We start from the raw sequence: 18,095 nt of genomic DNA on the forward strand, positions 1-18,095 counted from the left end.
GCGTCGACCACCCCCAGCATGTCCGCCAGGACGTCCTCACGGGAGGGCAGCGGCGACCGGAGCAGCGCCCAGCGGGTGGGCTGCGCGACCAGATGGTCCCCGAGCGCGCTGGACGAGCCGAGCAGTCCCAGTAGGCGTCCGCGCAACCGGAGGTCTGATCGGAGCGCCGAGTCCAGTGCGGCCACACCGCTGTCCCCGCCGGCGTCCGCGGTCGCACCACCCGTGGTCGGTCCGCCGTCCTGCGCCTCGGCGGCCAGCGCCTCCCTGAGCCGGACCAGCGCCCCCAGGGCGAGGTCCGGGTCGGGCGCGCGCGAGAGCGCCCACAGCATCGGGACCGCGTCCTCGTCGGTCCACCCCAGGTAGTCCAACCAGTCCCCGGCGCGCTGGTCGAGCAGTCCGAGCCTGCCCGGGCTGGGCACCCTGGACCGCGACGACTCCATGCTCACCTCGACCGTCCGGTCACAACGCGAGGTAGTTGCGGAGCTCGTACGGGGTCACCTCGTTGCGGTACTCCCGCCATTCACGCCGCTTGTTGCGCAGGAAGAACTCGAACACGTGCTCGCCGAGCGCCTCGGCGACGAGCTCCGACTCCTCCATGGCGTCGAGGGCCTGCTCCAGGCTCCCCGGCAGGTCCGTGTAGCCCATCGCACGCCGCTCGCGCCGGCTCATGGTCCACACGTCGTCCTCGGACTCCGGCGGCAGCTCGTAGCCCTCCTGGACGCCCTTGATCCCGGCGGCGATCATCACCGCGTACGCGAGGTACGGGTTGCACGCCGAGTCCGGGCTCCGCACCTCGATGCGCCGCGAGGAGGCCTTGTTGGGCGTGTACATGGGGACCCGCACCAGCGCCGAGCGGTTGGCGCGGCCCCAGGTGGCGGCGGTGGGGGCCTCGCCGCCGCCGATGAGCCGCTTGTAGGAGTTGACCCACTGGTTGGTGACGGCCGAGAACTCCGGCGCGTGACGCAGGATGCCCGCCACGAACGACTTCGCCGTGGTGGACATCTGGTACTCGTCGTCCGCGTCGTGGAACGCGTTGGTGTCGCCCTCGAACAGGCTCATGTGCGTGTGCATGGCCGAACCCGGGTGGTCCCGGAGGGGCTTGGGCATGAACGACGCCCACACCCCGTTGTTCATGGCCACCTCCTTGACGATGTAGCGGAAGGTCATGATGTTGTCCGCCATGCTCAGTGCGTCGGCGTAGCGCAGGTCGATCTCCTGCTGCCCCGGTGCCCCCTCGTGGTGGGAGAACTCCACCGAGATTCCCATCGCCTCCAGCGCCTCGATCGCGTGACGCCGGAAGTGCGGGGCGGAGTCGTGCACGGCCTGGTCGAAGTACCCGCCGTTGTCCGTCGGAACCGGCTCGGCACCGTTGGTGTCGAGGTCTTTGAAGAGGAAGAACTCGATCTCCGGGTGCACGTAGCAGGAGAAGCCGAGGTCGGCGGCCTTGTTGAGCTGGCGGCGCAGCACGTGGCGCGGATCGGCCCAGCTCGGGCTGCCGTCGGGGTTGAAGACGTCGCAGAAGATGCGCGCCGAGTGCTGGCCACCGTCGGCGTGGGCCCACGGCAGGACCTGGAACGTCGAGGGGTCGGGCTTGGCGACCGTGTCCGCCTCCGACACCCGCGAGAACCCCTCGATGGCGGAGCCGTCGAAGCCGATCCCCTCCCCGAACGCCCCCTCGAGCTCTGCCGGGGCGACGGCCACTGACTTCAAGGTCCCGAGAACGTCGGTGAACCAGAGCCGGACGAACCGGATGTCGCGCTCTTCCAAGGTCCTCAGAACGTACTCCTGCTGGCGGTTCATGCCGTCCAACCTAGTGCCTGTCGTGTTACGAGCGTGTGACATCGGGTCCCCGACACGCCCACCTGGGCCCCCGCCCGTGGGCCTCCCGCCCCATGGCCTGCCGAGCCACGTCGCCCGGCTCGTGGCACACTCGTCGGCGACGGCCGCGTCCGTCACCGCCCCCTGTCCACCCGGGGACCGGCCATCCCGCCGGCCTCGAGGTCACCGTAGGAAGGCCACACCGCCATGAGCGACAACCCCGACACCCCGGTCTACGGTTCCGGCGGCACCCCGGACGCCGGACCCCGGGGTCTGACGCGGGTGACCCGGATCCACCACCTGGCCGAACTCAAGGCCGCGGGGGAACCCTGGCCGATGCTCACCGCCTACGACTTCGTCTCCGCGCGCGTGTTCCAGGAGGCCGGGATCCCGGTTCTCCTGGTCGGGGACTCGGCGGCCAACGTGGTCTACGGGTACGACACCACGGTCCCCGTCACCGAGGACGAGATGATCCCGCTGGTGCGGGCCGTGACCCGGGGGGCGCCGAAGGCACTGGTCGTGGCCGATCTGGTGTTCGGTAGTTACGAGGCCTCCCCGGTGCAGGCCGTGGCCGCCGCCACGCGGATGATGAAGGAGGGCGGCGCCCAGGCCGTCAAGCTCGAGGGCGGCGTGCGGATGGCCCCACAGATCCGGGCGATCGTGGACGCCGGGATCCCCGTGATGGCCCACATCGGCTTCACCCCCCAGTCGGTCAACGGCCTGGGGGGCTTCCGCGTCCAGGGGCGCGGGGACGCCGCCGACGAGCTGCGGGCCGACGCCCGCGCCGTGCAGGAGGCCGGGGCCTTCTCCGTCGTCATGGAGATGGTCCCCGCCGACCTCGCCCGCGAGGTCACCGCGGAGCTGGACATCGCCACGGTCGGCATCGGCGCCGGGAACGGGTGCGACGCGCAGGTGTTGGTGTGGCAGGACATGGCGGGCCACGGCACCGGACGGACGGCCAGGTTCGTCAAGCGCTACGCCCGCCTCGCCGAGACGCTGCGCGACGCCGCCCGGGAGTACGGCGACGAGGTCCGTTCGCGCGAGTTCCCCGGCCCGGACCACTCCTTCTGACGGCGCGGTCAGCCTCGATGAGCCAGCAGACCACGCTCCGCACCCCGTACCCGCGGATCGAGCCGTACGAGACCGGCACGCTCGACGTGGGCGACGGTCAGCACCTCTACTGGGAGTGCTCGGGAGACCCGGACGGTTCCCCCGTGCTGTTCGTCCACGGCGGTCCCGGCGGCGGGACCACCCCGGAGCACCGCCGGATGTTCGACCCCGCGTCCTACCGCATCATCCTGGTGGATCAGCGCGGCTGCGGCCGGAGTGCGCCGCACGTCGCCGACGGCGCGGACCTCGCCGTCAACACCACGTGGCATCTCACCGCCGACCTCGAGCGTCTGCGCGAGGCCCTGGGGATCGAGCGCTGGCTCGTGTTCGGCGGCTCGTGGGGGACGACGCTCGCCCTGGCCTACGCGCAGGAGCACCCGGATCGCGTCCGCGGCCTGGTCCTGCGAGGGATCTTCCTCTGCCGGCCGTCGGAGATCGACTGGTTCTACCGGGGCGGCGCCGCCCACCTCTTCCCCGACGCGTGGGAGGGCTACCTCGCGCCGCTCGTGGCCGCCGAGGGAGCCGACGCGGTCCACCGGGCGGGCTTCGACCACGTGGCCGCCTACCACCGCCTCCTGCACTGCGGTGATCCGGCGATCGAGATCGGGGCAGCGCGAGCGTGGACGAGGTGGGAGACCACGACGTCCACGCTGCTCCCCCGTCCCGGGACCGGGGACGACGACGAGGCCGACAGGTTCGCCCTGGCCTTCGCCCGCATCGAGAACCACTACTTCGTCAACGACGCGTTCCTCGACGGCCGCGCCATCCTGGACCGCATGGACAGGATCTCGCACCTGCCCGCCGTGATCGTCCACGGGCGTTACGACGTGGTCTGCCCGGTCACGAGCGCGTGGGAACTGCACGCGGCCTGGCCGGGCTCCGAGCTGCACATCGTCCCCGACGCCGGGCACGCGATGGCCGAACCGGGCACCACACATCACCTGCTCGAGGCCACCGACCGCTTCCGACCCTGAACCCGCCTCCCACCCCGGCGAGGCTGGTCGGGTCAGATCACCCCGAAGTGGCGGGAGACGGCCACCGTGCCCTTCTGGTAGCCGGACGGGAACAACCGGACGAGCGCGTCGATCACGTACGCGTCCGGGCCCACCAGCACCCTCGCTCGGCGCCGTTCGACGCCGTCGAGGATCACCCGCGCGGCCGTCGACGCCTCCGTGCGCGCGAACTTGGCGTCGAAGATCGTGGCGAAGGTCGCGCTGTCCAGGCCCTCGGCCGCGCCGGCGCTCCTGGCGACCGCGGTCCTGATGCCCCCGGGGTGGACGCAGGTGACCTCCACCGGGTGGCCGGCGGCGAGCATCTCCATCCGCAGGGACTCGGTGAACTGTTGCACCGCGGCCTTGGCCGCGTTGTAGGCGTTCTGGGTGGGCACCGAGAGGATCGCGAAGATGCTGGAGATGTTGACGATGTGCCCGTCCCCGGAGGCGATGAGGTGCGGCAGGAACTCCTTCGTGCCGTGGACGACCCCCCAGTAGTCCACGTCCATCACCCGGGCGATGTCCTTGTACCCGGATTGCTCGACCGACCCGGTGAACGCGATGCCGGCGTTGTTGACGACGAGGTTGACCACGCCGAACTGGTCGACCACCCGGCCCGCGTACTCCGCGACGGCGGCCTGCTCCGTGACGTCGAGCCGGTCGGAGTGCACCTCCACCGAGGACTCCGCCTCCACCAGCCCCACCGTCTCGGCCAGTCCGTCGACGTCGACGTCGCTCAGCGCCAACCGGGCTCCCCGGCGCGCCGCCTCACGTGCGAGTTCGCGACCGATGCCGGAACCGGCACCGGTGATGACGACGACCTTGCCGTCCATCCGCCAGCGGGGACGGCGGGCGGTCAGCCCACCCAGCGCCGCCATCGCCTTTCCGATCGGGGCGCTCACCGGAGTGCCCCCTGCCCGGTCGGCACCGCGGCGGGTTCGTCGATCGCGGTCCGGCGGTAGGCGCTCAGGTCGAACTCCCTCGTCTGGTTGCGGTAGGAGAAGGTGAAATCGGGCCACACGGCCGGGGCGTTGCCCTTGGCGTCCAGGTACCAGCTCTTGCAGCCGGTCACCCAGACGGTCTCCCCGGTGTTCTCGCGGAGTTCGCGGTTGTAGGCGTTCTGGACCGCCTCGCGGACCTCCACCGTCTGCAGACCGCGGTCGCGCATGCTGCGGATCGCGTCCACCAGGTAGTTCAGCTGGGACTCGATCATGTAGATCATCGACGAGTGACCGAGACCCGTCGCGGGACCCATCAGGACGAAGAGGTTGGGGTACCCCGCGACCGTGGTGCCCTTGTACGCCTCCATCCCCTCGCTCGCCCACTTGTCCGCGAGGGTCCGGCCTGCCGCGTCCCGGACGCGCTCGAAGAACGGGGAGTCCGTGACGTGGAACCCGGTGGCCACCACCAGCACGTCCGCCGGGTGCTCGGCGCCGTCCGAGGTGACGATCCCGCCCTCGGTCACCCGGCTGATGGGAGTGGTCACCACGTCGACGTTCCGCCGGGTCAACGCGCGGTACCAGGTGTTGGACAGCAGGATGCGCTTGCACCCGATCTCGAAGTTCGGGGTCAGCTTGCGCCGGAGACCCGGGTCGCGCACCGACAGGGCCAGGTGCGCGCGCCCGATCGCCTTGATCGGGGCGAGGGCCGCACGGGTCCGGGTCAGTCCCACCACCTGGAACTCGCGGCTGGTGTACTGGAGCGCCCGGACGGCGCGCTGGAGACCGGGGACCCTGCGGTAGAGGGCCCTCTCGAACCCCGGGTACTCCCGGTCGATCCGGGGCAGAACCCAGGGAGCGGTGCGCTGATAGACGTCCAGATGCTCCACGGTCGGGGCGATGGACGGCACCACCTGGACGGCGGAGGCGCCGGTACCGATCACCGCGACGCGTCGACCGGCCAGGGGCACCGAATGGTCCCAGCGGGCCGTGTGGAAGACGGGGCCGGCGAAGTCGTCGATCCCGTCGATCTCCGGGAGCCGGGGTTCGCACAGCGCGCCGACCCCCAGGACCAGGACCCTCGCGTCGTACTCCCCTGCCGTCGTGCTCACCGCCCACCGACCGCGGGTCTCCTCGAAGCGCGCGGCGGTGACCTCCACGCCGAACCTGATCTTCTCCCGTACGCCGGTGTCGTGGGTGACGCGGCGGATGTAGTCGTAGATCTCGCCCTGCGGGGAGAACGCACGCGACCACCCCGGGTTGAGGGCGAAAGAGTAGGAGTACAGGTGGGAGGGCACATCGCACGCCGCCCCCGGGTAGGAGTTGTCCCGCCACGTGCCGCCCACGTCGGAACCCCGCTCGACCACGATCACGTCGTCGACTCCGTCCTCGGCGAGTCTGATGGCCGCCCCGAGACCGGAGAAACCGGCCCCCACGACGAGGACGTCGACGGTTGTCGTCTGATCCACTTCTTCTCCCAACGACGAGCATGTGATCCGAACCACTGGGATCTTACCCGCAAGTAAGTCCGGGGAGTGGCGGGCCGGTCGGGACGAGGGGGACGCCGTGTTCACCCGGGCCTGATACAACCAGTCCATGACGATCAGCGAGACGGTGGAGATCGAGAGCAAGTTCGAGGTCGGGCCCGACACCCCGGTCCCCACCGCGAGAGCATTCGCCCCGCTGGTGGCGGACGACCCGGTGGTGCACGAGCTCTCCGCCACGTACTACGACACCGCCGACCTCTCCCTCACCCGCCACAAGGTCACGCTCAGACGCCGCACCGGCGGTGACGACGCGGGGTGGCACCTCAAACTCCCGTCCGAGGCGGGACGGGTGGAGCTGCGGCTCCCGCTGGATCACGGAGACGACGTCCCCGACGAGTTCGTCGCCGCGGTGGCGGGACTGGTCCGCCGCCGACCTCTCGCGCCCGTGGCCCGCGTGGACAACCGGAGGCACGTCGTGCTCCTGCGCGACGGGGAGGGGACCGCCGTCGTGGAGTTCTGTGACGACCACGTCACGACGGATTCCCTCGTCGCCGAGGGCGCAACCGCAGGCGCCGCCGGGGACTGGCGGGAGTGGGAGGTCGAACTGGTCGATCCGTCGCAGCCCCGGGCTCGGGACCATCTCGCCGCCGTCGCCACCGCGTGCACCTCGGCGGGGGCCACGACCTCGTCGTCGTCGTCCAAACTCGCCCGCGCCATCGGCCCCCTCCCCGACCCTCCGGACAGGGGCGTCTCCGCCGTGAGGGACGCCCTGCGCGAGGACCTCCACCGGGTACTCGACCACGACCCGGCCGCCCGACGCGTGACGATGGTGGGGGTCCACCAGATGCGGGTGGCGGTCCGCGGTCTCCGCAGCACGATCAGCTCGTTCGCCGAGGAGCTCGAGGCGGAGACCGGACACACGGACATCGACCTGGCCGCGGTGCTCGAGGAGCTCAAGGTGCTCGCCGCGGTCCTGGGCAAGGTGCGCGACATCCAGGTGGTCGACCACCGGCTCGGGGAGCTGGCGGCCGGGTACCCGGAGGACGTGGTGAGCACGCTGACCAGGCAGCGGCTCCGCGTCGAGCTCGGGGCGGAGGAGCGGCGGGCCGGCGCGCGGGTGACGGCCGCACTGGGTTCCGAGCGGTACCTCGACCTGCTCGACCGGCTCCACCTGCTCGTCGAGCTCGCCGGCACCGGGCCCGAGGTCGCCGGGTCGTCTGACGGGTCCGTGCCGGGACCGACCTCGAAGAAGCGCAGGCGCGAGGCCGAGGACATGATCCTGCGTGGGGTGGACCGGCAGTTCGCCAAGTTCACCAAGGCCCGCACCCGCACCGAACGCGACCTCGAGTCGCTCGAGTTGACCCTGGCCCAGCGGGAGGAGCTGACCCACGTCGTCCGCAAGCGCGCCAAGGCCCTGCGGCGCAACGTCGGCGCCCTACGGGAGTCGGACGGGCTGACCGTCGCCCCGCTACGCACCGCCTGCCAGCGACTGCACACGGTGCTCGGAGACGTCCAGGACAGCGTGACCGCCCGGAGGTGGATCCGGCGGATCGCGAGGCGGGCGGAGTCCGCGGGCGAGTCGACGTTCGGTTTCGGGGTGCTCTATGAGCACGAACGCGGATTCTCCGAGCGCGCGCTCGACGGGTTCGAGAACGACGCGGCCACCGTCACCGCGGCCTACCGCGAACTGTCGGAGTCCCGGCGCGCGGCGCGACGGCGGAAGAAGAAGAGCACCAAGAAATAGGGCGGCGGCGAGCAGTGCCGCCCGGCCACGACGGGCGCCCCACGGGGTTCCCGGTGGGGCGCCCGGGGCTGAGTCCGGCCGGTCTCAGCGCTCCCGGTCTCAGTCCTTCTCGTCCTCGGCGTCCCACGCCTCGTTGCGGGACTTCGCCTTAGCCAGCGCCGCCTCCGCCTCATCGCGGGTGGCGTAGGGACCCATGCGGTTGTCCCAGTTGGTCACCTTCCCCTGGACCGCCTTGCCCAGGGCGATGTCGTAATACCACTGCTCTTCCGTCACGACGGACCTCCCGGGTTCGCTCGGCGTTCCTGTGTCCCGAGCCTACTCGCGGCGGGGTCCGGGATTCCCCGGTTACGGGCGTGTCGTCGCCGAGTCCCCGGGCCCGGCATGGGGCTTGGCGTCACCGAACGGCTCGTCTCGCCGCCGGACCGCCTCCCGGAAGCCGTCGGCCGCAGCCCTCGCCTGGAAGGCGTATCCCTCCGGGGTGTGGCGGGCGATCCCGTCGAAGACGGTGCTGATCATGCCTGAATTAGCCACCCCCTGGGCCAGCAGGGCACTGTTCAGCGCCAGCTTGGCCATCACGAGCTGGTTGACCGGCATCCGCGCGATCCGCCCGACGAGGTCCTCGGTGCGGTCGTCCAGTTCCTCCGGCGGAGGTGCGTCGATCGCGAGCCCCCAGTCATGCGCCTGCCGCCCCGTGATGAGGTCGCCGGTGAACAGCAGGCGTTTGGCGCGTTGGTCGCCGAGCCGGTGCGCCCACATCCCGGACGCCGGGATGCCCCAGACCCGGGCGGGCGGGTACCCGATCCGGGTGTCGTCGGCGCAAATGATCAGGTCGGCGAACAACGCGATGTCGGTGCCGCCCGCCACGGCGAATCCGTGCAACTTGGCCACCGTGGGTTTGTTCGCGTGCAGGAGGCTGGAGAATCCGCGGTTGAACCTGCTCATCATCGCGTAGTCGACCATCGGGTCCCACGTGACGCGCGGGTCGTGGTTGCGGGCCTGGACGCCCGGATCGAGCACGGATCCGCCGGCCTCGCCGGAGGCGTCGGATGGGTCGGATTGGTCGGATGGGTCGCCTGCGTCGCGGGCCATCCCCTCGGCGAAGATCGACAGGTCGTAGCCGCCACAGAACCCCTTCCCTCGCCCGGACAGGAGGATCACGTGGACCGCCGGGTCGAGGTCGGCGCGCTCGACGGCGGACGCGAGTTCGACCGGGGTGTCGCTCGTGATGGCGTTACCGTGCTCAGGGCGGTCGAAGGTGATCCGGGCGATCGCCCCGGTCACCTCGTAGGTCAGGGTGCGGTAATCGGTGTTCATCTGCCCGTCTCCTCTGTGGCCTGTGCCTGTCCGAAGGAGCCGTGACGCCCGGCTCCGTCGGCGAACCGCGCCGCGCCCGCGACCGCCCCGGCCTGCAGCGAGATCAGGCCGTGGTCATACTCGTTCCTGATCGCCGCCTCCTCGTCGAGGCCCTCCTGTTCCAGCAGCGACAGCCGGTCCCGTCGCATGCACTCCTGGGGGAACCGCGAGATCTCGGTGGCCAGGTCGATGGCTGCCGTCAACGCCGTGCCGTCGGCCACCACCCGGTTCACCAGACCGATGTCCAAGGCCTCTGAAGCACTCACCGGGCGGCCGGTGAGCACGAGGTCCATCGCGCGGCTCGTGCCGATCAGTCGCGGCAGGCGGACGGTCCCGCCATCGATGAGCGGCACTCCCCAGCGGCGGCAGAAGACGCCCAGCACCGCGCTCTCCTCCGCGACCCGCAGATCGGCCCACAGGGCGAGTTCGAGGCCGCCGGCCACCGCGTGGCCCGACAGGGCAGCGATGAACGGTTTGCCCAGTCGGAGCCTCGTCGGCCCCATGGGACCGTCCCCGTCCGCGGCCACCCGGTTCCCCGCGTCGCCCGCGATCGCCTTGAGGTCGGCACCTGCGCAGAAGGTCCCGTTCTCGCCGTGCAGCACGGCCACGGAGGAGCCGGGGTCCGCGTCGAAGGCCCGGAACGCGTCGGCGAGCGCCTGCGCGGTGGGCCTATCGACGGCGTTGCGGACGTCCGGTCGGTCGATACCGATCACGGTCACCGGACCCTGAATCGAGACCGTCACGCCCGGGACGTTCTCCACGGCCCTCACCCGACCTTCGGGGTGACGCGGTCGAGAATCGCGGAGGTGTCCACGCCGGTCGGCAGCGTGCCGAGGACATCCCCGCGATCGGCCCCCAGCCTGCTGACGAGGAAGGCGTCTGCGACCGCCGGGTGGCCGTGGCGGAGCAGCAGGTAGCCCTGCAGGATCATCGCCATGTCCCCGACCACCCGGCGCGCGACGTACTGCGCCTCCTCGGGCCGCCCGGCGGCGACGGCGGTCAACGTCCCGCCCAGGCGATCGACGGCGCCGTCGAGTCGGGAGTCCGCACCGCGCACGGACGAGACCGTGTCGAGGAAGGTCTCGACCGTCTCCGGCTGCTTCGCCATGGCCCGCAGCACGTCCAGAGCCGCGACGTTGCCCGAGCCCTCCCAGACCGACAGAAGTGGAGCCTCCCGGTAGAGCCTCGGCATCCGGGAGTCCTCCACGTACCCGTTGCCGCCCAGACACTCCAGGGCCTCCGCCGCGTGGATCGGCCCGCGCTTGCACACGTGGTACTTGCTGACGGCGAGGCCGATCCGTCGGAGGGCGTCGGCCTCCCGGTCTCCCGCGTCGGCCAGGTCGGTGAGTTCGGCGAGCCAGAGCGCGACCGTCGTCGACGCCTCGGCCTCCACCGCGAGGTCGGCCAGCACGTTGCGCATCAGCGGCTGGTCGATGAGGGCCGCCCCGAAGGCCCGGCGGTGCATCGCGTGGTGGACGGCGTTCGCGACCCCGACCCGCATTCCGGTGGCGGTACCGAGTGTGCAGTCGAGTCGGGTCATGTTGACCATCTCGATGATCGTCGCGACGCCCCGGCCCTCGTCGCCGACGATCCAGCCGGTCGTCTGGTCGTACTCGACCTCGCTGCTGGCATTCGACCGGTTGCCGAGCTTGTCCTTGAGACGCTGCAGGAGGAAGGGGTTGCGCGAGCCGTCGGGCAGGACCCGCGGGACGCAGAAACACGTGAGCCCACCCGGTGCCTGCGCGAGGACGAGGAACAGATCGGACATCGGTGCGGAGGTGAACCACTTGTGCCCGGTGATCGAGTACGTCCCGTCGGAGTTCCGGGTCGCGTGGGTGGTGTTGGCGCGGACGTCCGACCCGCCCTGCTTCTCGGTCATCGACATACCCGCCGTCAGACCCCGCTTGGTGGCCGGCGGGGCCAGAACCGGGTCGTAGTGGGCGCTCGTCAGCAGCGGTTCGAACATCGCGGCGAGGTCGGGAGCGCGGCGTAGGGCCGGCACCACCGCGTAGGTCATCGAGATCGGACACCCGTGACCCGCGTCCGTCTGCCCCCACACACTCGACTTGGCCGCGCGCACCAGATGGGGGTTGGGCCTGGGGTCCACCCACGGGGCGCCGTGCAGACCGAACCCGACGGCGCGACGCATCAGCTCGTGGTAGGCCGGATCGTAGTCGACCTCGTCGATCCGGTTCCCGTACCGATCGTGCGTCCGGAGGATCGGCGGGTTGGCCTCCGCACGGTCGCCCCACTCGAGGGCGTCGGCGGACCCGGCGAGTCGTCCGACCTCGTGCAGCTCGTCCACAGCGTGTCCCGCCCCGGCCCGGGAGAGCGCCTCCAGGATCACCGGCTGCTCGGCAGCGTCGTACCCCACCAGGGGCGGGACCTGGTTTGTCACCGTGTGCGTCACCATGGACGGAGTATTACATAACTCCTGCGGTCAGATCTAGAGTGTAATAGTCATCGATCCGCCCGGACCGGACCACCTCCCGCGCGGTCAGGTGCCCGCGCCCAGGACGCCGTTCGCGAAGCGGCCGAAATCGGTACGGAATCGCTGATAGGACTCGCGGAGACGCTCACCGGGCCAGTCGGCGGGCAGCAGCTCCGCGGGGAGGAGCGGGTCGTGCAGGATGTGCCTGACCGTCGCGGCCGCCACCTCGAAACGCGTGGACATCTCGTCGGCGCGTTCGGCCGCGGCGAGAAGGGCCGCTCCGTCGCGCGCCCATCCCGCGGGGTCGAACAGGCGTGAGGTCAGGGCGTCGACGTCGCCGGCGGGGACACAGGAGAACTCCTCCGACCTGGCCGTCAATGCATCAGAGCGGACGACGTCGAGATTGGCGGGCCGGAGCCACACCCCCTCGCGCAGCTCCGCGTACCGGAGCCCGGTCAGTTCGGATCGGGTCGCCACACGTGTCGCCGCGTCGGCCGGGACCGTGACGACCTGCATCGACCACTGACGGTCCCAGGGCTTCAGGGAGGGCGAGATCGCCGCATCCTGCCGCTCCTGCCTCGAGATGAGACGGGGCGAGAGTCGGTACACCCCCCGGTCCCGCTCGAGGTCACCCGAGGCGACCATCCTGGTCAGGGCGACGCGCACGGCCGATTCCTGGAAGCCGAGCCGCACGGCCACGTCGACGATGCCCGCCGCCGTCGACTCCGCGGGGTGCGCACCGAGAAGGGCACTGAGCACGGCCGACCGCGCGGGGAGCTTCATCGGGCGTGCGGGCGCGGGCATGGTCGGAATGATATCCGCGCTGGTCTCCACGGCCGCAGGCGATCAGCAGCCCCGAACAGGCGTCAGGTGGACGGCCGCGGGGAGGGGCCGGGGCGAACGAGCCGGCCTGTAAGCCGGATCCTGTGCCCTCCGCGTACGGAGGGCGACGACCATCCATCTGGGCACACCGTCACCGGGTACCTCGAGCGGTCCACCCGCGGACTCGGGCGAGCAGCCCTTCCGTGCATCGCTGCACTCCATCCGCGCAGCCGCACCGCGGGCGGTGCGGCCTTCGACCTTGCTCCGGGTGGGGTTTACCTAGCCGCCCCGGTCGCCCGGGGCGCTGGTGCGCTCTTACCGCACCGTTTCACCCTTACCGCGCCCGCAGGCGCGGCGGTCTGTTTTCTGTGGCACTGTCCCGCGGGTCACCCCGGGTTGCCGTTAACAACCACCCTGCTCTGTGGAGTCCGGACTTTCCTCGGACCGGGGCCCTGCCGCCTGATGGCGCCGGTTCCCCCGCCCGCGGCCGTCCGGCCGACTCGTTCGCCCTGGGGAGTCTAGTCCAGGTGCGAGGTGTCGTTCACCAGGTGCACCGACGTCGGCCCGTCCGGGTAGAAGCGCACGTCCGACACCGAGGCCAGATCCAGGTGGAGCCGGAAGAGGAGCTCGTCGCCGGCATCCAGAGCGGCGCGGATCGCCATCTTGATGGGGGTGACGTGGCTGACCACCGCCACCACGCCGCCCGGGCTCTCCTCGACGATCCGGCGCAGGCCCCGTTCGACCCGGGCGCGGACCACGGCGAAGCTCTCGCCCCCGGGTGGAGGCACGGCGGTGTCCGACATCCAGCGTGCGTGCAGTTCGGGGTCCTGCTCGGCGGCCTCGGAGAAGGTCAGGCCCTCCCACTGCCCGAAGTCGGTCTCGATGAGGTCGTCCGCGACCACCAGTGGGACCCCCGCCGCCTCGGCGGCGCGCTCGGCCGTGCCCAGACACCTGCGCAGGGGGGACGAGACCACGGCGGACAGCTCCGGGATGCGCGCCAGGCGGTCGGCGGTCCGTTCGGCCTGCACGACCCCCAGGTCGGTGAGGTCGGGGTCGCCCTGGCCGGAATAGCGACGGTCCACCGAGAGCGGGGTCTGGCCGTGGCGGGCGAGCACGATCCGGGTGGGCCTCCCGGCGGCCCCCGTCCAGCCCGGACCGCCGCTCACGAGTTGTCCGTGCGGACCACGATCACGCCGCACTCCGGGCAGGTCAGGACCTCGTCGGCGGGAGCGGTCCGGAACGCGGACACCGTGGTGCGGTCGAGATCCATCGCGCACGCCGAGCACCGGCCTCCGTTGAGGATCGCGGCGCCCACTCCCGCCTCCTCGGCACTACGGGTATAGAGGTCGAGGAGTCCGGAGGGTAGGTCCTCGGCCTGGCGGGCCCGCTCGGCGGTCGTAGCGGTCACGGAGTCCTCGAGTTCGGCGAGTGCGGTGTCGCGGACGGTGGTGGCCATACCCAGGCGGGCGTCCAGGTCGGTGATGATCGCGCCGGAGTGGCGGACGTCGGCGACCACGGCCTCGTGGCGCTCGGTCAGTTCGGAGAGCTCGGCCACGAGATTCTCCTCGCGGCGGTGGAGCGACCCGAGCTCGTACTCGAGCTCGGTGGACTGCCTGTCGGACAACCCCCCGGCCGCCAGCAGGTCGGCGTCGTTCGCGCGGCGCCTGCGCACGGCGTCGAGATCCGAGCTCAGCTTGGCGATCGCCCGGTCCAGATCCTCCACGTGGATCCGGGCCCGCGCCGCGGACTCCACGGCCGCACGCCGCTCGGCCTCGAGCGTGTCCAGGACACCCTGTTCCGGGAGTGATCTCCGCCGGTGCGCGAGGGAGCCCAGGCGCAGGTCGAGCTCGGCGATGTCGACGAGTCGACGCTGGACGGTGGGATCGGCCTTCATGAGGGCCAAGACTACCGCCCGTCGCCCTCTCCCCCCGACGCCACCGTCCACGGGTCGGTGCGCAGGTCGCACACCGTCGCCGCCACCCCGACCCCCTCCTCCACCAGGGCCGCGGCCTGCGTACACCACGGGAACTCGAGCGCCCAGTGCGCGGCGTCCACAAGGGCCGGTCCGCCCTCCCTGAGGTGTTCGTCGACCACGTGGTGACGCAGGTCTCCGGTGAGGTACACATCCGCCCCCGCGGCCCGTGCCGCACCCAGCAGGGAATCGCCCGAACCCCCGCACAGCGCGACCCTCCTGATCTCCGTGTGCGGGTCACCGGCGCCACGGACCCCCCACCGTGTCCGCGGCAGCCGGGCACCCACGAGAGCGGTGAACTCCGCGAGCGACATCGGCTCCGCCAGGTCGCAGACGCGACCGAGACCGGTGTCCTCGGGGCCCGGGCCGGGCCCCGCGTGGTTGATCAGCACGTCCATGGCGGGGACCTCGTACGGGTGCGCGGCCGTGACCGCCCGGCGGACCTCGGATCTCAGTTCGGGTGGCGCCACGAACTCGACCCGCGTCTCGGAGACCCGCTCCGGCTCGCCGATCACGCCGATCGTCGGGTCCGTACCGTCGCCGGGGCGGAAGCGACCGGTGCCCGGCACGGAGAACGAGCACTCGGTGTACCCGCTCATCCGACCGGCCCCGGCGGCGAAGGCCGCGTGGAGGAGGTCCTCGACGTCGTCGTCGGGAACCGTCACCACCCATCTGTCGACGGTGCCGTCACCGGTCGGGACGAGCGGCCTGCCGGGGCTCAGACCCAGCGTCTCGGCGAGCGCGTCGTTGACGCCGGGCCGCGCGGAGTCGGCGTTGGTGTGGGCGGCGTACAGGGCGCAGCCGCCCAGGACCAGACGGTGCAGCAGGCGGCCCTTGGGGGTGTCGGCGGCGATCGAGTGCACCCCCCGCAGCAGGGGCGGGTGGTGGACCAGGAGCAGATCGGCACCCAGGGCGAGCGCGTGGTCGACCACCGCGTCGGTGGCGTCGACGGCCACCACGACCGTCCCGACCTGTGCGGACGGGTCGCCCGCGACCAGACCGACACGATCCCAGGACTCGGCCAACCGCGGCGGGTACGCGTGCTCCAGCAGGTCGATCACGTCGGCCAGGGTGGGCCCACCGGTGGTCATCGTCGATCCCCTTCCCGCTCCGCCCGCCACGCGCGGACGAGTCCGTCCACCATCCTGCCGTCGCGCACCGCCAGGCGCAGGTGGGTGGCGTCGAGCCCGGGGAAGGTGTCCCCGCGGCGGGTCGCGATCCCCCGGCGCGCCAGACCCGCACGGAAGGCGACGGGATCCGCCCCGTCCGGGGTACGCACCAGGATGAACGGCGCGTCGGGGGGCACGACGACAGTGATCCCCGCGGCGGAGAGGGAGGCCACCATCGCCCGGCGTTCGGCCACCACCTGCGCACGTGCCGCCGCCAGCTCGCGGTCGGCCACGGAACCCAGGCAGGCCCGGATCGCCTCGAGTTGCAGAGTCCCGAGGGGCCAGTGCGGCCGGGCCGCGGCGAGCTCGGTCAGAACCGACGGATCCCCCACGGCGTAGCCCACCCGCAGTCCCGCGAGCGCCCACGTCTTGGTCAACGATCTCAGCACCACCAGGCCGGGCAACCCGGCGCCGGCCAGGGTGTGCCCGGCCTCGTCGGACACCACGTCACAGAACGCCTCGTCCACGACCGTCACACGACCGGGGCGGCACAACGCCGCGACGGTCGCCCTGGGGTGGAGGACCGAGGTGGGGTTGGTGGGATTTCCGACGACGACGAGGTCGGCCTCGTCGGGTACGAGTGCCGGATCGAGACGGTACGGCGGGGGCAGGATCACCCTGTCGACCGCGACACCGGCCCGCCGCAGTTCGACCTCCGGCTCCGTGAACGAGGGGTGCAGCACGGCGGCGCGCAGGCCCCGGCGGGCCGCGTGGTCGGCGAGCAGGTGGAACCCCTCCGAGGCCCCGGCCAGCAACAGCACGCCCTCGGGCCCCACCCCGTGACGGGCGGCGACAGCGGCCACGGCCGCCTCGCCGTCGTCGGCGGTCGGGTATCCACCCAGGTCACCGAGTCGATCGGCCAACCGCTCCCGTAGCCACGCGGGCGGAGCGTCCCCGCGCACGTTGACGGCGAAGTCCACCGCACCCGGCACCAGCTCGGCATCACCGTGGTGACGCAGCGCGTCCCACGACGGACCCTCGGGCAGGTGTCCGGGCGCGGATCCGGGCGCGGCGCTCATGACCGGCAGCCTAGGCGGGGCCCACGGGGGCGGCGGCGACGGGTGGCGGCGCATGCCGGCCGGGGTCTGAGAGGATGACGGCATGCCCGACCGCCCGATCCTCCTCGTCGACCTCGACGGCACCATCACCGACTCACTGGACGGCATCGCCAGGTCGCTCCACCACGCGCTGGACACCGTCGGTGCACGGTGGGACGACTCACGTGACATCCGCTCCATCGCGGGCCCACCCATGCCGGACACCCTCGCCTCGCTGGGGCTCGGGGGCGACGATCTGCAGCGGGCGATGAGCGCGTACCGCGAGCGCTACACCGACGTGGGGTGGCTCGAGAACGCGGTCTACGAGGGAATGGACGGCCTGCTGACGAGCCTGGCCGGCCACGGTTTCCGGATGGCCGTGGCGACGAGCAAGGACCAGCAGGCCGCGCGACGGATCCTGGAGCACTTCCGGCTCGACGACCCGTTCGAGTTCATCGGCGGCGCGGACCTGCGGGTAGGGCGGGCGGCCAAGGCCGATGTGATCGCGCACTCACTCTCCGCACTCGGCGTCGATCCGGTACCGGTGGCCGAGGGGGGCACGGGCCACGTCCTCATGATCGGCGACCGCGAGCACGACGTGGAGGGTGCCGCCCGCTACGGGATCCCCACGGCGATCGTGCGCTGGGGTTACGGCAGCCCCGGTGAGTGGGACGGCGCCCGCTGGTCCCCGGCGGACACCGCCGAGCTGGAGCGGATCATCCATGAGTGGTGACCCGCGCGTGCACGTCGTCTTTGTCTGTACCGGCAACATCTGCCGCTCCCCCATGGCCGAGGTCATGGCACGGCACGCGTTCTCCGGCGCCGGGTTCGGCGACAGTGTCACCGTCTCGAGCGTGGGTACCGGGGGGTGGCACGTCGGGGACGGCATGGATCCACGGGCCGCGGCCGAGCTCGAGTCCCACGGGTACGACAGCACGCACGTGGCCGCACAACTGTCGGCCACCGATCACCGGGCCGACCTGGTGGTGGCGCTCGACCGCGGCCATCGCGACCACCTCCTCGGCGCCGGGGTCGAGGAACACCGTGTCCGCCTCCTGCGGGGGTTCGATCCCGCGGCGGACGGTGAGGACGTGGCCGACCCCTACTACGGCGACCACGACGGCTTCACCCGGACCCGTCTCCAGATCGCCGAGGCGCTCCCCGGGTTGGTGGCCGAGGTGCGTGCCCTCCTGACTTAGCCCGTCGGGGTGCAGCGGATACC

Annotated in this window: 16 protein-coding genes, 1 other RNA gene and 2 pseudogenes; 5 read left to right on the forward strand and 14 right to left on the reverse strand. The window is 71.7% G+C overall.

Annotated elements, in window-relative coordinates; genetic code table 11:
• A pseudogene (locus tag G6022_RS00545) lies at window positions 1-440 on the reverse strand (bifunctional [glutamine synthetase] adenylyltransferase/[glutamine synthetase]-adenylyl-L-tyrosine phosphorylase); the annotation flags it as partial.
• Between the two features lie 19 nt (window positions 441-459).
• Window positions 460-1,800: a type I glutamate--ammonia ligase gene (glnA, locus tag G6022_RS00550; RefSeq protein WP_179525009.1), complete on the reverse strand. Its 1,341-nt coding sequence runs from the start codon at window positions 1,798-1,800 to the stop codon at window positions 460-462.
• A 225-nt stretch (window positions 1,801-2,025) separates the two neighbouring features.
• On the opposite strand from glnA, the gene panB reads away from it, so the two are divergent.
• Window positions 2,026-2,889 (forward strand): 3-methyl-2-oxobutanoate hydroxymethyltransferase, encoded by an 864-nt coding sequence (gene panB, locus G6022_RS00555; protein WP_182610486.1) that lies wholly within the window; start codon window positions 2,026-2,028, stop codon window positions 2,887-2,889.
• 17 nt (window positions 2,890-2,906) lie between these two features.
• Complete coding sequence (pip, locus tag G6022_RS00560; protein WP_182610485.1) at window positions 2,907-3,902, forward strand: prolyl aminopeptidase; 996 nt, start codon at window positions 2,907-2,909, stop codon at window positions 3,900-3,902.
• A 32-nt stretch (window positions 3,903-3,934) separates the two neighbouring features.
• Here pip and G6022_RS00565 read toward each other — a convergent pair whose 3' ends face one another.
• Both G6022_RS00565 and G6022_RS00570 read right to left on the reverse strand, forming a co-directional pair.
• The gene (locus G6022_RS00565) at window positions 3,935-4,753 is read right to left on the reverse strand and encodes an SDR family NAD(P)-dependent oxidoreductase (protein WP_182638936.1); all 819 of its coding nucleotides are present in this window, start codon (window positions 4,751-4,753) and stop codon (window positions 3,935-3,937) included.
• A gap of 65 nt (window positions 4,754-4,818) precedes the next feature.
• Window positions 4,819-6,327, reverse strand: coding sequence for an FAD-dependent oxidoreductase (locus G6022_RS00570; RefSeq protein ID WP_182638924.1), 1,509 nt, complete (start codon window positions 6,325-6,327; stop codon window positions 4,819-4,821).
• 127 nt (window positions 6,328-6,454) lie between these two features.
• Here G6022_RS00570 and G6022_RS00575 point away from each other — a divergent pair, with 127 nt between their 5' ends.
• Window positions 6,455-8,089 carry a CYTH and CHAD domain-containing protein gene (locus G6022_RS00575; RefSeq protein WP_182610483.1) on the forward strand — a complete coding sequence of 545 codons (1,635 nt, stop codon included), beginning with the start codon at window positions 6,455-6,457 and terminating at the stop codon, window positions 8,087-8,089.
• Between the two features lie 99 nt (window positions 8,090-8,188).
• On the opposite strand, the gene G6022_RS00580 is transcribed toward G6022_RS00575, so the two are convergent.
• The 10 genes and pseudogenes from G6022_RS00580 to cobC form a co-directional block, all read right to left on the reverse strand.
• Complete coding sequence (locus tag G6022_RS00580) at window positions 8,189-8,362, reverse strand: SPOR domain-containing protein (RefSeq protein WP_182638926.1); 174 nt, start codon at window positions 8,360-8,362, stop codon at window positions 8,189-8,191.
• 72 nt (window positions 8,363-8,434) lie between these two features.
• The gene (locus G6022_RS00585) at window positions 8,435-9,403 is read right to left on the reverse strand and encodes a crotonase/enoyl-CoA hydratase family protein (protein ID WP_182638928.1); all 969 of its coding nucleotides are present in this window, start codon (window positions 9,401-9,403) and stop codon (window positions 8,435-8,437) included.
• Window positions 9,400-10,185: a crotonase/enoyl-CoA hydratase family protein gene (locus G6022_RS00590; protein ID WP_182610488.1), complete on the reverse strand. Its 786-nt coding sequence runs from the start codon at window positions 10,183-10,185 to the stop codon at window positions 9,400-9,402. The genes G6022_RS00585 and G6022_RS00590 overlap by 4 nt, the downstream gene beginning before the upstream one ends.
• 23 nt (window positions 10,186-10,208) lie before the next feature.
• Window positions 10,209-11,855 carry an acyl-CoA dehydrogenase family protein gene (locus G6022_RS00595; RefSeq protein ID WP_182610480.1) on the reverse strand — a complete coding sequence of 549 codons (1,647 nt, stop codon included), beginning with the start codon at window positions 11,853-11,855 and terminating at the stop codon, window positions 10,209-10,211.
• An 84-nt stretch (window positions 11,856-11,939) separates the two neighbouring features.
• Entirely contained in the window at window positions 11,940-12,677 is a 738-nt protein-coding gene (locus G6022_RS00600; protein WP_182638930.1) for a PaaX family transcriptional regulator C-terminal domain-containing protein, read from the reverse strand.
• A 93-nt stretch (window positions 12,678-12,770) separates the two neighbouring features.
• Window positions 12,771-13,198, reverse strand: an RNA gene (rnpB, locus tag G6022_RS00605) — RNase P RNA component class A.
• 15 nt (window positions 13,199-13,213) lie between these two features.
• Window positions 13,214-13,849 (reverse strand): annotated as a pseudogene (locus G6022_RS00610) (histidine phosphatase family protein); the annotation flags it as partial.
• Window positions 13,850-13,857: 8 nt separating this feature from the next.
• Entirely contained in the window at window positions 13,858-14,589 is a 732-nt protein-coding gene (locus tag G6022_RS00615; protein ID WP_182638932.1) for a C4-type zinc ribbon domain-containing protein, read from the reverse strand.
• A gap of 11 nt (window positions 14,590-14,600) precedes the next feature.
• Window positions 14,601-15,758: a Nif3-like dinuclear metal center hexameric protein gene (locus G6022_RS00620; protein WP_182690868.1), complete on the reverse strand. Its 1,158-nt coding sequence runs from the start codon at window positions 15,756-15,758 to the stop codon at window positions 14,601-14,603.
• The gene (gene cobC / locus G6022_RS00625; RefSeq protein ID WP_182690871.1) at window positions 15,755-16,855 is read right to left on the reverse strand and encodes an Rv2231c family pyridoxal phosphate-dependent protein CobC; all 1,101 of its coding nucleotides are present in this window, start codon (window positions 16,853-16,855) and stop codon (window positions 15,755-15,757) included. Before cobC ends, G6022_RS00620 begins: the two co-directional genes overlap by 4 nt.
• Before the next feature lie 82 nt (window positions 16,856-16,937).
• Here cobC and G6022_RS00630 point away from each other — a divergent pair, with 82 nt between their 5' ends.
• Both G6022_RS00630 and G6022_RS00635 read left to right on the forward strand, forming a co-directional pair.
• On the forward strand, window positions 16,938-17,606 hold the full coding sequence (locus G6022_RS00630; RefSeq protein WP_182610890.1) for an HAD hydrolase-like protein: 669 nt from the start codon (window positions 16,938-16,940) through the stop codon (window positions 17,604-17,606).
• Window positions 17,596-18,072, forward strand: a complete 477-nt coding sequence (locus G6022_RS00635) for a low molecular weight protein-tyrosine-phosphatase (protein ID WP_182639438.1) — start codon at window positions 17,596-17,598, stop codon at window positions 18,070-18,072. Before G6022_RS00630 ends, G6022_RS00635 begins: the two co-directional genes overlap by 11 nt.
• Window positions 18,073-18,095: the final 23 nt, after the last annotated feature.

The organism is Dietzia sp. Cai40 (genome assembly GCF_014145165.1).
GTDB classification, from domain to species: domain Bacteria; phylum Actinomycetota; class Actinomycetes; order Mycobacteriales; family Mycobacteriaceae; genus Dietzia; species Dietzia natronolimnaea.

What these genes read in the sequence shown, in the direction of transcription:
- glnA (WP_179525009.1), bottom strand. Translation starts at nt 1,800, where the DNA reads ATGAACCGCCAGCAGGAGTACGTTCTGAGGACCTTGGAAGAGCGCGAC.
- panB (WP_182610486.1), top strand. Translation starts at nt 2,026, where the DNA reads ATGAGCGACAACCCCGACACCCCGGTCTACGGTTCCGGCGGCACCCCG.
- pip (WP_182610485.1), top strand. Translation starts at nt 2,907, where the DNA reads ATGAGCCAGCAGACCACGCTCCGCACCCCGTACCCGCGGATCGAGCCG.
- G6022_RS00565 (WP_182638936.1), bottom strand. Translation starts at nt 4,753, where the DNA reads ATGGACGGCAAGGTCGTCGTCATCACCGGTGCCGGTTCCGGCATCGGT.
- G6022_RS00575 (WP_182610483.1), top strand. Translation starts at nt 6,455, where the DNA reads ATGACGATCAGCGAGACGGTGGAGATCGAGAGCAAGTTCGAGGTCGGG.
- G6022_RS00585 (WP_182638928.1), bottom strand. Translation starts at nt 9,403, where the DNA reads ATGAACACCGATTACCGCACCCTGACCTACGAGGTGACCGGGGCGATC.
- G6022_RS00595 (WP_182610480.1), bottom strand. Translation starts at nt 11,855, where the DNA reads ATGGTGACGCACACGGTGACAAACCAGGTCCCGCCCCTGGTGGGGTAC.
- G6022_RS00600 (WP_182638930.1), bottom strand. Translation starts at nt 12,677, where the DNA reads ATGCCCGCGCCCGCACGCCCGATGAAGCTCCCCGCGCGGTCGGCCGTG.
- G6022_RS00615 (WP_182638932.1), bottom strand. Translation starts at nt 14,589, where the DNA reads ATGAAGGCCGATCCCACCGTCCAGCGTCGACTCGTCGACATCGCCGAG.
- G6022_RS00620 (WP_182690868.1), bottom strand. Translation starts at nt 15,758, where the DNA reads ATGACCACCGGTGGGCCCACCCTGGCCGACGTGATCGACCTGCTGGAG.
- cobC (WP_182690871.1), bottom strand. Translation starts at nt 16,855, where the DNA reads ATGAGCGCCGCGCCCGGATCCGCGCCCGGACACCTGCCCGAGGGTCCG.
- G6022_RS00630 (WP_182610890.1), top strand. Translation starts at nt 16,938, where the DNA reads ATGCCCGACCGCCCGATCCTCCTCGTCGACCTCGACGGCACCATCACC.
- G6022_RS00635 (WP_182639438.1), top strand. Translation starts at nt 17,596, where the DNA reads ATGAGTGGTGACCCGCGCGTGCACGTCGTCTTTGTCTGTACCGGCAAC.